Source organism: Rhizobium bangladeshense (assembly GCF_017357245.1).
Lineage (GTDB): Bacteria > Pseudomonadota > Alphaproteobacteria > Rhizobiales > Rhizobiaceae > Rhizobium > Rhizobium bangladeshense.
Map to the genome: position 1 here is coordinate 340,449 of NZ_CP071612.1, position 13,049 is coordinate 353,497.

Sequence of the window (13,049 nt, forward strand, 5' to 3'; positions counted from 1 at the left end):
AGAGATGGTGATGGGCTGGTGAGCTTGAAGGTGAGGGTGGCTCAGATTTTCTCGACCGCGCGCACATTCACCTCCAGCGCCCGGCCGGCCCTCCAGCCGTTGATCGCGGCCCCGAGCCCGAGCGCAATGAAGAGAACCGCACACCAGGAAAAGCTTCCGGTCCAGCCGCGGATGAGGCCGACAATCAGCGGGCCGATTGCGGCGAGCAGATAACCAATGCATTGCGCCATGCCGGAGAGATGGGCGGCAACATCGGGATCGCGCGAGCGCAGCACGATCGTCGTCATGGCGGCCGCGATCAGTCCGCCCTGGCCGATGCCCTGCAGCACCGCCCACAGCCAGACGCTCGAAAGAGGCGCAAAGAGCAGTCCAAGCAGAGCGGTGACGGCGACGCCGCAAAGGCCGGCATTGATCAACCGCTGATCCCGGCCGCGCACGGCGATATGCGGCACGACGAGGCAGGAGGTGGCCTGCACCATCACCGAAAGCGAAACGATCACCCCGGCGGTGACGCCGTCGAGGCCGCGTTCGCGCAGGATGGGAACGAGCCAGCCGAAGACGCAGTAGGCAAGCGCCGATTGCAGTCCCATGAACAGCGTGACCTGCCAGGCGAGCCGGTCCCGCCAGAGTCCTTCGACGCGGAAGCCGTTTCGCCTTGCTCCAGCGCCGCTGCGAAGAACCTGCGGCAGCCAGATAAGGCCGACGGCGAGCGCCGGCAGCGCCCAGGCAGCGAGCGCGCCGTCGAGGGAGCCGCCGAGAGCATGTTCGATCGGCAGGGTCAGCCCGGCCGCACTGGCAGCACCTGCGCAGAGCGCCATTGTGTAGAAACCGGTCATCAGCGCGGCGCGCTTGGGGAAGTCCCGTTTCACCAGCCCCGGCAGCAGCACGTTGCCGATGGCGATGCAGGCGCCGGCAAGGGCCGTGCCCATAAACAGCAGCGGCACGGAGGAAAGCCCACGCAAGGCGGTGCCGAGCGCAAGCAGCAGGAGAACGCCGAGCAGTGTGCGTTCGGTTCCGATGCGCTGGGCAAGACGAGGGGCAAGCGGCGAGAAGACGCCGAGGCAGACGACCGGAAGCGTCGTCAGCAGGCTGGCGCCGAGCGCGCTCAGCCCGAGTTCGGAGCGGATCTCCGGCAGCAGCGCCGAGGCGCTCGAAAAGACCGGGCGCAGATTGAAAGCAATCAGCACGAGGCTCGCGCCGAGCAGCAAACTGGCCGCGCCATTCCGCACCGGCGTTGCCTGCGGGGCGGGAAGGCCGTCAGCCTCGGCATCGATCAGCAAATCGTCGGCCACGTCAAGCGAGATGGCGGCATTGTTGCAAGGCGTATTCACGACAGGATCATCCGGTCGAGCGCGGCAAGAACGGGCGCCATGAAGCGGCGCACCGCCGCATCCGCCTGGTCGGGATCTCCGGTGTCGATCGCGTCGACGATGTCGACATGCGCCTGCATGTCTGGTTCGGGAATATCCTTGCCGAGCGTCGCCGCAATCGTATCGGCGATCGAGGCCGAGAAGAAATCGTAGATCTCGATCATCGCCCGATTGCCGGAAGCAGCAATGACGGCCCTGTGGAAGGCAAGGTCGCGTTCGATGAAGGCGGTTTCATCGACGCCGGCGTAACTGCCGCGTTCGTTCAGCAGTCGGCGGAGCTCGGCAACAGCCCCCGGCGTCTTTCGCATTGCCGTCAGTCTGGCAGCTTCGACATCGAGCGCGCAGCGCGCTTCGAACTGATCGCGCAGGCTGGCGCGCCGCGCCATCGTCAGCGGCCGGCCGGCATCGCTGGTCGAACGCACATAGGTGCCCGATCCCTGCCGGGTTTCGAGATAACCCTGGGCGACGAGGACCCGCACTGCTTCGCGCACCGTGCCGCGGCTGACGGAAAGCATGGCCGACAGTGAGGCCTCATTCGGCAACTTGTCGCCGACCGCCCAGCGTTTGCCGAGTATATCGCTGCGGATCGCCTCGATGGCCCCGTCGGCGAGGTTGGTTTTGCTGAGCGGCTGCATCTTCTACTCATAAAGTCATCTGATGACTTTATGAGTAGAAGAATTCAAATCGACCGTCAACGTCGGAGATCAGGCAATAAAAAGGGCCGCCTTGGCGACCCTTTCCATGAGTTTGGCCTCGAACTGGCCTGGACTGTCAAAGCAGCCCCAGGAAGGCGGGTCTTAGAGCGAGGGCTGCCTCGCTTTCATCACCACTTCCATGCCCAATACGAGGTCCGAAATCTCACTAGACATTGGATCACCTTCCTTTCGTTCTGTTGCTGATAGACCAAAGGTAGGACGATTCGTCCGAGATGCAAGCAGAAATGCCCTTGATGTGAGGGTTCGATGAGTGCGAGGCATTCACAAATGAACACAGGCTTTAGCCTAATTTGAAGCCGGGATCCGTCACCAAACCGTCATGATCTGCTTGCAAATCGGCGGCGCGTTAAGCTGTTATTAGCCGTGGCGTTCGACAATTTAGAGCATGCCCGCCAATGCCGCGGGTTCCGGAGCAAAGAGCATGTGTCGCTGGGCAGCCTATCGCGGAGATCCTCTGTACCTCGAGGAACTGGTATCTTCGCCCGCCCATTCGTTGATCGAGCAGTCCCATTGCGCCACCCGCGCCAAGACGGCGACCAATGGCGACGGCTTCGGCATCGCCTGGTATGGCGACAGGCCCGAACCCGGCCGCTACCGCGACATCCTGCCGGCATGGTCCGATTGCAATCTGAAGAGCCTGGCGCGGCAGATTCGCTCGCCGCTCTTCCTCGCCCATGTCCGCGCCGCTACAGGCGGCGGTACGCGCCGCGACAATTGCCACCCCTTCACGCATGGCACTTGGTCGTTCATGCACAATGGCCAGATATCCGGCTTCGAGCGCTTGCGCCGGCCGATGGAGGCGATGCTTGACGACGAACTGTTCAATGCCCGCAGCGGCACCACCGATTCCGAGCTGATGTTTCTGCTGGCGCTGCAGTTCGGCCTGCGCGAGGAGCCGATCGCTGCGATGGCTGAGATGGTCGGCTTCGTCGAAGACCTGGCCGAAAACACCATCGGCTCGATCCTGCTGCGCTTTACCGCTGCCTTCTCCGACGGCAAGTCGCTCTATGCGATCCGCTATGCTACGGATCGCAAGGCGCCGACGCTCTATGCTTCTCCTCTCGGAGCCGGCCATTGCCTCGTCTCCGAGCCGTTGAACGACGACGTCGATGCCTGGGCGGAAATTCCGGATGGCAGCGCCGTGATCGTCGGCAAGGCCGGCATCGAGGTTACCGATTTCCGGTCGGAGAAACGCAACACGGCAAAGCCGCAGCGCGTCGCTATATCAGCCTGAGCCGCTCGGCGATCAGCGCTGCCAGCCGTTCTGCAACCTCTTCCTTTGCCAGATCCGGCCACTGCTCGACGCCGTCGTGGCGGACCAGTTTCACGCTGTTACGGCTGCCGCCCATGATGCCGGTCGCAGGAGAGACGTCATTGGCGACGATCATATCGGCGCCCTTCCTCTCGAGCTTTGCCTTGGCATTGCTCTCGACGTCCTGGGTCTCGGCGGCAAATCCGATGACCAGCTTCGGCCGCATCGTGTGATGACCGACAGTCTTCAGGATGTCGGGGTTCTCGGTCAGCGCCAGTGTCGGAATGGATTCGCCCGGATGTTTTTTCAGCTTCTGATCGGCGGCCGAGGCCACGCGCCAGTCCGCCACCGCCGCCACCATCACGGCGACGTCGGCCGGCAGCGCCGCAAGCACGGCGTCGCGCATCTCCTCCGCCCGCTCTACATGCACGACGTTGACACCGATCGGATCGGGGATCGTTACCGGCCCCGATACGAGCGTCACATCGGCCCCCAGCTTGGCCAGTGCTGCGGCGATCGCATGTCCCTGCCGGCCGGAGGAGCGATTGGCGATATAGCGGACCGGATCGATCGGCTCGTGCGTCGGTCCCGACGTGACGATCGCCTTTCGCCCGGCAAGCGGCTTGCGCCGGCCGCCCTCGAACACAGCTTCCGCAGCAGCCACGATCTCCAGCGGTTCCGCCATCCGGCCGAGCCCGGCTTCCCCGCCTTCGGCCATTTCACCTGCCGTCGGCCCGATGAAATGGACGCCGTCCGCCCTGAGCGTCGCCGCGTTGCGTCGTGTCGCCGGATGCGCCCACATCCTGGGGTTCATCGCCGGGGCGGCCAGCACCGGCTTGTCCGTCGCCAGCAGCACCGTCGAGGCGAGATCGTCGGCAAACCCGTTAGCCATCTTCGCCATCAGGTCGGCGCTGGCTGGGGCAATCAGCACGAGATCGCAGTCGCGCGCCAGCCTGATATGGCCGACATCCTGTTCGTCCTGCCGCGAAAAAAGATCGACAAAGACATGGTCCGCTGCCAGCGCGCCGACCGCAAGTGGCGTCACGAATTCCTGCGCACCCTTCGTCATGACCGGGCGCACGCTCGCCCCGCGCTCCCGCAGCCGGCGGATCAGATCCAGGCTCTTATAGGCAGCGATGCCGCCCGAGATGATGAGGAGGATGCGTTTGCCGCTGAGAGCCATGGCTTTCTACCCGTCGCTTTTCTGATCGTTCTCGACCCTAAGCCTTTGGCAGAAAACATGCAATCGAGTACGGACGTTCCTGTTCGGACCTGCGAAGTCATTCATGAATGAGCAGGCTCATCAGGTTCTCGGTGACCGGCGAGCGATGCGTCTTCAGCATTGCCAGCGCCAGGCGCGCGACGGCCGGCGGTCCGTCGATCGGGGTATAAACAACTCCTTCGAGCCTGATCTGGGAAATGGAGGCCGGCACGATCGACACGCCGAGATCGGCCGCCACCAGATTGACCACGGATGAAATCTGCGGCGCCTCCTGCGCCACGGTCAGCTCGAAACCCGCTTTGCGGCAGGCAAGCACCACGTCGTCGTAAAGGCTCAAGCCAACGAGGCGGGGAAAGAGGATGAAGGGTTCGTTCGCCAGCGCGGCAAGCGGCAGGCTCGAATGCCGGGCCAGCGGGTGGCTGGCGGGCAGGGCGATCACCATCGGCTCATCAGCCAGCCGCCGCAGCCTGATGCCGGCGGGATCGTCGAGGCCGGGGCGCATGAAGGTGGCGTCCAACTCGCCGCGTTCCAGCTTTTGCATCAGCGCCAGCGTATTCATCTCGGTCAGCGCCAGCCGCACCTCCGGCCAGCGCGCCCGGAAGCTGCGGATCGTCGTGCTGACGATGGGATTGAAGGCCGAGGAGGCGGTGAAGCCGAGCGACAGGCGCCCGGTCTCGCCGCGATTGGCCCTTTGGGCGGCAAGCTTCGCCTTCTCCGCTGCCGCCACGGCGGCCTTCGCCTCGCCGAGGAATGCCGTACCTGCCGCCGTCAACTCGGCGCCGTGCGGCACACGGTGAAACAGCGCAGCACCTACTTCCGTCTCGAGGTCACGGATCTGCTGGCTGAGCGGCGGCTGCCCGATGCCGAGCTTGCCGGCGGCGCGGGTGAAATTGCCTTCCTCCGCCACCGCCAGGAAATATCTAAGGTGCCGCAACTCCATCACCATCTCCAAAACCTATCGAAATCGCCACTTCCATATATTGGACAAATGCAGGAGGGTTGACTAGATCGGATGCGGAAGGATGACGATATGCCGATGTCAGCGCATGCAGTGAAGACCTCCGAGACGGCCGCAGTCCCAAGGCAAAAGCTCTACCTCACGCGCGGCACCGGCGCCTATCGCCGCGCCAGCCTTGCGCTTTTCCTCTCCGGCTTTTCCACCTTCTCGCTGCTCTATTGCGTCCAGCCGCTGCTGCCGGTCTTCTCGCGGGAGTTTTCCGTCAGTCCAGCCGAAAGCTCGCTGTCTCTGTCGCTCTCCACGGGTTTCCTGGCGGTTGCCATCGTCTGCGCCGCCGCCGTCTCGGAAGGCCTTGGCCGCCGCACCCTGATGTCGATATCGCTGGTCGGTGCGGCTGTACTGACAATCGCCACGGCTTTTGCTCCGAACTGGCACCTGCTGCTCGTGATCCGCGCCCTGCAGGGCCTCGTTCTCGGCGGCGTGCCTGCTGTCGCCATGGCCTATCTTGCCGAGGAGGTCGATCCGCGCGGCCTCGGCGCCACCATGGGCCTCTATGTCGGTGGCACGGCCTTCGGCGGCATGTCCGGACGCGTGCTCACCGGCATCTTCGCCGAATATTTCAGCTGGCGGCCGGCGCTCTTCCTCATCGGCGCCATCGGCCTTGCGGCCGCCATCGGCTTCATCGGCCTGCTGCCGCCGTCAAGGAATTTCCTCCGCCGGCCCGGCCTCGACCCGCGTTTTCACGCGAGGGCCTGGCTCGGCCATCTTCGAAATCCGGCGCTGCCCTTCATTTTCGCCATCGCCTTCCTTGCGATGGGCTCCTTCGTGACGATCTACAATTATGCCGGTTTCCGCCTCGTGGCTCCTCCCTACGGCCTGAACCAGACGGAACTCGGCCTGATCTTCACCGTCTATCTCTTCGGTATCGGCGCCGCCTCGATCGGCGGCTTGCTGGGCGACCGGATTGGACACTTTCCAGTGCTGCTCTTTGGCCTCGCACTGACGGCTGCCGGCAGCGCAGTGACGCTCTTTGCCTCGCTGCCATCGATCATCCTGGGTATCACCGTGCTGACCACAGGCTTCTTCATGAGCCATTCCATCGCGAGCGGCCTCGTCGGCAAGCTTGCCCTTGGCAATAAGGGACATGCCTCATCCATCTACATGCTGGCCTATTACGTCGGCTCCAGCCTCATCGGTTCGGCCGGCGGCTGGTTCTTCGCAGTGGAGGGCTGGACCGCCGTTGTCTTCTTCACGCTTGCCATGCTGGCGCTGGCCTTTATGTCAGCTTGTGTCGCCCAGCACTTTGCGAGGAGAAAAGCATGATCCGCATCGACCATCTCGACCACCTCGTGCTGACCGTCGCCGATATTGCTGCCACCTGCGATTTTTATGCCCGTATCCTCGGCATGTCGGTCGAAACCTTCGCGGAAGGCCGCAAGGCGCTGAAATTCGGCCGCCAGAAGATCAACCTGCATCAGGCCGGCCATGAGTTCGAACCCAAGGCGAAACATCCCGTCCCTGGCTCCGGCGATCTCTGCTTCATCACCGAAACGCCGCTTGCTGATGTCATCTCCCACCTGCAGGCCTCAGGCGTTGCGGTTGAAGAAGGTCCGGTCGAGCGCACCGGCGCGACAGGACGCTTGCGCTCGGTCTATTTCAGGGACCCCGACGGCAATCTTATCGAGGTCTCTCACTCGATTGTCTGACGTAACGCCTCACATCAACCAAGGCGGATATACGGCACGTCCTTCTTCGCCACTTCGTCCAGCGCCTCCTCGTACCCGGCATCGGCATAACGCATGACGCCGAGGGCTGTGTCGTTGGTCAGCGCATGGTCGAGTCGTTCATCGGCGGCTTCGGTGCCGTCGGCGACGACGGTGACGCCGCAACTCGTCATATAGCCGGCATATCCGCCGCCGCCGGAATGGACGACGACGAGATCGGCCATCGACGAGCAGAGCATCATCGCATCGATCAGCGGCCAGTCGGCGATCGCGTCGGAGCCGTCCTTCATCCGCTCGGTCATGATATTGGGATGCGCCATGGCGCCGGCATCGAGATGGTCGCGGGAGAAGGCGACGGGGCCTTTCAGCTCGCCGCTCGCCACCAGCGCATTGACGCGGAGGGCAAGTGCGGTGCGTTCGCCGTGGCCGAGCCAGGCGATGCGCGCCGGAAGCCCCTCGAAGGGCACGTGCTCGCGTGCCAGCCGGATCCAGTTGGTGATGATCTTGTTGTCGGGAAACATCTCGAGCAGCAGATCATCGATGCGGGCGATATCGCTCTCTTCGCCCGAGAGCGCCATCCAGCGAAACGGCCCGATTGCCCGGGCAAACAGCGGCCGCAGATAGGCTTCGGTGAAGATCGGAATATCGAAGGCGTTGGCGACGCCGCCCTCGCGGGCCTGCGTGCGGATCAGGTTGCCGTTGTCGAAGACTTCGGAACCCTTTTTCTGGAATTCCAGCATCGCGCTCACATGCTCGACGATCGACGCGCGGCTTGCCGCCATCAATTGCCCTTGGCCGTCATCACGCAAACCCTTGACCTGGTCGAGGCTCATACCCTTCGGCACATAGCCATAGACAAGATCATGCGCCGAGGTCTGATCGGTGACGATGTCGGGCACAATGCCGCGGCGCGCGATCTCCGGATAGACCTCCGCCGCATTGCCGACGAGCCCGACGGACAGCGCCTGTTTGTCCTTCACCGCCGCATCGATCATTTCAAGGGCAGTATCGAGGTCGGGGGCGATCTCCTGGAGATAGCCGATCTGCTGGCGTTTGCGCGCCCGCTCGGGATCGATGTCGACGCAGAGGATCGCAGCACCCGCCATGCGGCCGGCGAGAGGCTGCGCCCCTCCCATGCCGCCGAGACCGGCGGTCAGCACGAACCGGCCATGGAGATCGCCGCCGAAGCGCCGTTCGGCGATGCGCATGAAAATCTCGTAAGTGCCCTGGATGACGCCCTGGCTGCCGATATATTGCCAGGCGCCGGCCGTCAGCCCGCCCCAGCAGATCAGCCCCTTGCGATGCAGCTCGTAGAACACTTCGGCCTTTGCCCATTGGCCGACGATGTTGCAGTTCGCCATGATGACGAGCGGCGCCTTGGCATGGGTGCGCACCAGCCCGATCGGCTTGCCGGACTGGATGAGCAACGTCTGATCCTCGTCCATTTCGGTCAGTGCCTTGACGATGCCCTTATGCGCCGACCAGTTGCGAGCGGCCTTGCCGAGCGCGGCATAGACGACGAGATTGTCGGGATCCTCGCCGACGGCGAGCACGTTCTCGAGGAGCCGCAGCAGCGCCTCCTGCCGCCAGCCCTTGGCGCGCAAGTCCGGCCCGCCGGGAATTGGAAATTTCGGATGGCGTGGATTGGCCTTCGGCATCGTGGGTTCCTCGCTTTGTTCTCTGCTTTCACTTCTCCCGCTGGGGAGGAGAGGGAATGCTCTCATTTGTCCGGCAGCGATTCCACATAGGCAAGCGCGCCATCGAGCAGACGCCGTCTCAACGCATCGTCGCCATAAGCCTCGGCGGAGGCGCGCAGCCAGCCGTGCATGACTCGCGTGCCCATCAACATCTGGGTTACGCCCGGCAGCGCCAGCGCCCAGTCGTCATTGCCCTTGCCGAGACGGACGAGCATGCCATCATTGCGCGCGCCGCAGAGGAGATTGCCGTTCAGCAGGAAGGCCCGGCCGCCGAACATGGATTTTTCGCTGAGGCCAGAACGATCGCCGAGTTCCTCACGCAGCAGTTCTTCGAGGCCCGGATCGCGCGCCATCGTTCAGGCCTTCGTTTCCAGTGCATAGCGGGCGATCTCGATTCCCATCGCCTTCTCGACGACGGGATATACTGTCGGATCGAGCACGCTCGCCGACAGCGGAATGATGTCCATCGGTACATGCAGGATGAAGACGTGCATGCCTTCCCTGAGCTGGCCGACGCTCAGCGGCTCGCCCTCAGGCGACAGCGTGGTGATCACGGCGGGGAAGGTCGCAAGCCGCCCGCCACCCGCGTCGTCGACCGCCATATATTCGTTCATCACATGCAGCGTCACGGCTTTTTCGCCCGAGCCGACGGTGATCGTGCCTATGTCGAAGGCCTCCTTGGTGTAGACGACGTCCTTGCGGGCGATGACGCCTTCGGTGAGGATTTGTCCGCCCGTCGTCTTGCAAATCGCCTCGATGACGGCTGATCCGCCGCGCTTTTCCGCCGCGATGATGGCTTCCCCGAGCGCCAGTGCCATCGAGATGCCGCCGAGCGCCGCATGGCCGCGGACATAGGAAGCCCTGAGCGGATTGCGGCAGCTGGCGATGAAACCGCCCGATTGATCGGCGGCGGCGCGCAGCACCGGCGAGATCTTCGCCGTCGCCCCCTTCACCACGAGTTCGATATAACGGTTCTCGGCCCTGTTGCCGCCGACTGCGGTCTGGATCATCGGTTCGGGCGAAGCGGCCATGCCGATCGAGCCCATGTCGCCCGTCGGATGGGCGCGGATATCGCCGACGGCATCGACCACCTTGGTGCCGAGGATCGCCGACGGCAACCAGCCGTTCAGCGTCGAGGATTTGCCGTTCTGGCCGATGATCAGCCCGGAAAGTTTCTCGCCCAGCGCCTCCTGCAGCAATTGCACCGCCTTCACATAATCGACGCCCTGCATTTCCCAGGGCGTGGTGGAGGCCGGCGCGCCGATCGCGGCCGCCGTGGCGATCCAGTCGTCATCCTTCAACTCGTCGATCGAGACCAGTTCCGGTTTGCCGATGGTGACGGCCGCAAGCCCGAGCATCCGCCCATGATCGGCCCAGCCGCCGCCGCCGGCGGCATAGACGGAGCCGCCTTTGACGGCCGCCTCGACGTCTTTCTCAACCAATATGCGTCCCATTGGCCGTCTCCCGCTTCGAATCCTTGTCCATCTCGCGCACCGCCTCGAAAAGCACGGCTGCGCCGAGCGCGATATCGTCGTTGTCGGCCCATTCGTCAGGGCAATGGCTGCGACCTTCCCGGCAGGGCACGAAGATCATTGCCGCCGGCGCCACCTTGGCAATCCAGGCCGTGTCGTGTCCGGCGCCGGAGGCCATGCGCCGATATTTCGCGCCGACGCGTTCGCAGGCAGCTTCAAGCGTCGAAAGCAGCGCGGCATCGGCGGGCGTCGGCAGATTGTCGGAAACCTGGTTCGGCGCCTCGATCGTCACGCCGTAAGCGGGCGCCAGCTTTTCGACGTGGCCCGCGAGCCAGCGACTGAAGGCGTCCATATCGGCGCGGATTTCAGCGCGCCCGTCGATCAGCAGCACGACCTTCGACGGTACGACATTGGCCGCATTCGGCTCGATCCTGAACTCGCCGACCGTCGCGGCGAAATGCCCCGGCGTCCTGGCAAGCTCGGCAGCAGCATTGCGGATGTCGAGCACCAGCTGCGAGGCGGCCACCAGCGCATCGGCCCGCCTGTCCATCGGCGTCGTGCCGGCATGGTCGGCCCGTCCCTCGATGGTGATCTCGATGCGGGTGATGCCCGATATCGCCGTGACGATGCCGATATCCTCCCTTTCAGCTTCGAGCACCGGCCCCTGCTCGATATGGAGCTCCAGAAAGCCTGCCAGATCGGGCCGCTTCTGCTGTCCCAGCACGCCAGGCTCCCCTCCCACTTGGGCGATACCGCCGGCAAGGTCGAGACCGCCGCTCGCCCGCGACAGCCAGGCTTCGGGCAACTGTCCGGTCATGCCGCGGCTGCCGATGCAGGAGACGCCGAAGATGCTGACCTCTTCGGCAAGGAAATCGACAATCTCCAGATCATGGTCCAGTTCCATGCCGTGGTCATGGAGCGCCCGCGCCACCTCAAGCGCCGAGATCACGCCGGCAATGCCGTCGAAGCGGCCGCCGTCCGGCACTGTGTCGGAATGCGAGCCGACCATGATCGTGCCGAGCCAGGGTTTCCTGCCGGTGCGCCGGCCGATCAGATTGCCGGCGGCGTCGATCCGCGTTTCCAGCCCTGCCGCCTTCATCCGCGCCTCGATATAGGCCCGGCCTTCCAGAAAGAGCGGCGTGAAGGCCCGCCGCGTCCAGGGGTGCCCCGGCTCGGTGATGTGGGCAAGCGCCTCGATATCTTCAGCGATCCGGCCGGCATTAACCGGAAGATTACGGTTCATGCGGTTGCTCCCGAAATGACCTGGCGCGGCGGCGGCCGGACGAACCGGCCAGTGCCGGGCTCTGCCAGCACCTTCCCGCCCTCGGCGATCTTTTCGCCGCGCAGATAGGTGGCGGAGACGGTCCAGGGCAGGCGAATGCCGTTATAGGGGCTCCAGCCGACGACATTATTGCCACTCGCAGACGCATCGTAGATGCTTTCCCGCGGCTCCAGCACCGTAATATCGGCGTCCTTGCCTGATGTCAGCGCCCCTTTGATGTGGTCGAGCCGGAAATGCTTGGCCGGATTCTCGGCCATCAGCCGCGCGGCCCACGTCAGGGGAATGCCGCGTTCGAGAGCGCCCTTGACGAAAAGCGGCACCATCACCTCGAGACCGGGAACACCGGATGCATTGGCGAGCATGTCGGGATTGGTCTTGCGGTTTTCCGACCAGCTGACGTGATCGGTCGAGACCAGCCAGACATCGCCCTCGGCGACCTTCCGCCAGAGCCTCTCCACCTCGGCGCGCGGCCGCAGCGGCGGATTGATCTTCGCCTTGCCGCCGAGACGCCTCACGTCGTTTTCCTCGTCCAGCGTCAGGTAATGGATGCAGCATTCGACGGTCGCGGCAAAACCGTCGCGGCGATAGGCGCGGGCGATGTCATAGCCGCGCCCGAGCGAGCAGTGCACCACATGCGAGGGGCAGCCGGTATTGGCCCCGGTCTCGAAGATCGTATGCATCGCCAGAAGCTCGGTAATCGCAGGCCGCGACAGGCCATGCGCCCGCCAGTCGGTGATGCCGCTTGCCTTGACCTGCTCCATGTAGCTGCGCACCGCCTCGTCGTCTTCATTGTGCACGCCTGCCGTCAGACCGGTCGGCGCGATTGCAGCAAAACAGGCGTCGAGCAGGGCAGGCGGAATGCGCGGAAATCGTTTGGGATCGGTGCCGAAGGTCGAAAACTTGAAGGCGGCGACGCCGGCCTCGACCATTTCGGGAATCCGCGCCGGACCTTCCTGCGGATCGACGGTGCCGTAAAGCGCGAAGTCGACGCGCGCCTGTGGGCTCGCATGTTCGATCTTCCGCTTCACCGCCGCCGCCGAACAGACGAGATTACCCTCGTCGTAGGGCATGTCGACAATCGTGGTCACGCCGCCGGCCGCCGCCGAGCGCGTCGACCAGATAAAATCCTCCTGATCCCTCTGGGACAGCGAATGCACCTGCGCGTCGATGGCGCCGGGAAGGATCAGCGCTTTGCCGAGCAGATGCCGTTCGCGCGCCGCCGGCGGGACGCCGAGGCCAATTTCGGCAATCTTGCCGGCGTGCACGGCAACATAACCCTTTTCGACGATGCGGTCCGGCAGCACCACCGTGCCCTGCAAAACGAGATCGAAGTCCATGCCGCTTGCTCCCTAGACT

The 13,049-nt window shown here is 64.2% G+C and carries 12 protein-coding genes; 3 read left to right on the forward strand and 9 right to left on the reverse strand.

Annotated elements, in window-relative coordinates; genetic code table 11:
- Positions 1 to 41: 41 nt before the first annotated feature.
- Both J2J98_RS01675 and J2J98_RS01680 read right to left on the reverse strand, forming a co-directional pair.
- The gene (locus J2J98_RS01675) at positions 42 to 1,331 is read right to left on the reverse strand and encodes a CynX/NimT family MFS transporter (RefSeq protein ID WP_207602191.1); all 1,290 of its coding nucleotides are present in this window, start codon (positions 1,329 to 1,331) and stop codon (positions 42 to 44) included.
- Entirely contained in the window at positions 1,328 to 2,005 is a 678-nt protein-coding gene (locus J2J98_RS01680) for a FadR/GntR family transcriptional regulator (protein WP_207602192.1), read from the reverse strand. The genes J2J98_RS01675 and J2J98_RS01680 overlap by 4 nt, the downstream gene beginning before the upstream one ends.
- 502 nt (positions 2,006 to 2,507) lie before the next feature.
- On the opposite strand from J2J98_RS01680, the gene J2J98_RS01685 reads away from it, so the two are divergent.
- Complete coding sequence (locus tag J2J98_RS01685) at positions 2,508 to 3,320, forward strand: class II glutamine amidotransferase (RefSeq protein ID WP_138394311.1); 813 nt, start codon at positions 2,508 to 2,510, stop codon at positions 3,318 to 3,320.
- On the opposite strand, the gene coaBC is transcribed toward J2J98_RS01685, so the two are convergent.
- Both coaBC and J2J98_RS01695 read right to left on the reverse strand, forming a co-directional pair.
- The gene (coaBC, locus tag J2J98_RS01690; protein ID WP_138394310.1) at positions 3,307 to 4,521 is read right to left on the reverse strand and encodes a bifunctional phosphopantothenoylcysteine decarboxylase/phosphopantothenate--cysteine ligase CoaBC; all 1,215 of its coding nucleotides are present in this window, start codon (positions 4,519 to 4,521) and stop codon (positions 3,307 to 3,309) included. The genes J2J98_RS01685 and coaBC overlap by 14 nt on opposite strands.
- Positions 4,522 to 4,618: 97 nt before the next feature.
- Positions 4,619 to 5,500, reverse strand: a complete 882-nt coding sequence (locus J2J98_RS01695; protein WP_064707734.1) for a LysR family transcriptional regulator — start codon at positions 5,498 to 5,500, stop codon at positions 4,619 to 4,621.
- A gap of 90 nt (positions 5,501 to 5,590) precedes the next feature.
- Here J2J98_RS01695 and J2J98_RS01700 point away from each other — a divergent pair, with 90 nt between their 5' ends.
- Together J2J98_RS01700 and J2J98_RS01705 are read left to right on the forward strand one after the other, a co-directional pair.
- The gene (locus J2J98_RS01700; RefSeq protein ID WP_138394308.1) at positions 5,591 to 6,841 is read left to right on the forward strand and encodes an MFS transporter; all 1,251 of its coding nucleotides are present in this window, start codon (positions 5,591 to 5,593) and stop codon (positions 6,839 to 6,841) included.
- The gene (locus J2J98_RS01705) at positions 6,838 to 7,224 is read left to right on the forward strand and encodes a VOC family protein (protein ID WP_138394307.1); all 387 of its coding nucleotides are present in this window, start codon (positions 6,838 to 6,840) and stop codon (positions 7,222 to 7,224) included. Before J2J98_RS01700 ends, J2J98_RS01705 begins: the two co-directional genes overlap by 4 nt.
- Before the next feature lie 14 nt (positions 7,225 to 7,238).
- Here J2J98_RS01705 and J2J98_RS01710 read toward each other — a convergent pair whose 3' ends face one another.
- The 5 genes from J2J98_RS01710 to J2J98_RS01730 all read right to left on the reverse strand — a co-directional run bounded on the left by J2J98_RS01710 (position 7,239) and on the right by J2J98_RS01730 (position 13,030).
- The gene (locus J2J98_RS01710) at positions 7,239 to 8,900 is read right to left on the reverse strand and encodes a thiourocanate hydratase (RefSeq protein WP_207602193.1); all 1,662 of its coding nucleotides are present in this window, start codon (positions 8,898 to 8,900) and stop codon (positions 7,239 to 7,241) included.
- 62 nt (positions 8,901 to 8,962) lie between these two features.
- Complete coding sequence (locus J2J98_RS01715) at positions 8,963 to 9,292, reverse strand: TfoX/Sxy family protein (RefSeq protein ID WP_207602194.1); 330 nt, start codon at positions 9,290 to 9,292, stop codon at positions 8,963 to 8,965.
- A gap of 3 nt (positions 9,293 to 9,295) precedes the next feature.
- A complete protein-coding gene (locus tag J2J98_RS01720) occupies positions 9,296 to 10,393 on the reverse strand; it encodes a thiohydantoin desulfurase (protein ID WP_207602195.1) in 1,098 nt (365 codons plus the stop codon).
- Positions 10,374 to 11,654, reverse strand: coding sequence for a Zn-dependent hydrolase (locus J2J98_RS01725; protein ID WP_207602196.1), 1,281 nt, complete (start codon positions 11,652 to 11,654; stop codon positions 10,374 to 10,376). The genes J2J98_RS01720 and J2J98_RS01725 overlap by 20 nt, the downstream gene beginning before the upstream one ends.
- Positions 11,651 to 13,030: a dihydroorotase gene (locus J2J98_RS01730; RefSeq protein WP_207602197.1), complete on the reverse strand. Its 1,380-nt coding sequence runs from the start codon at positions 13,028 to 13,030 to the stop codon at positions 11,651 to 11,653. The genes J2J98_RS01725 and J2J98_RS01730 overlap by 4 nt, the downstream gene beginning before the upstream one ends.
- Between the last annotated feature and the right edge of the window lie 19 nt (positions 13,031 to 13,049).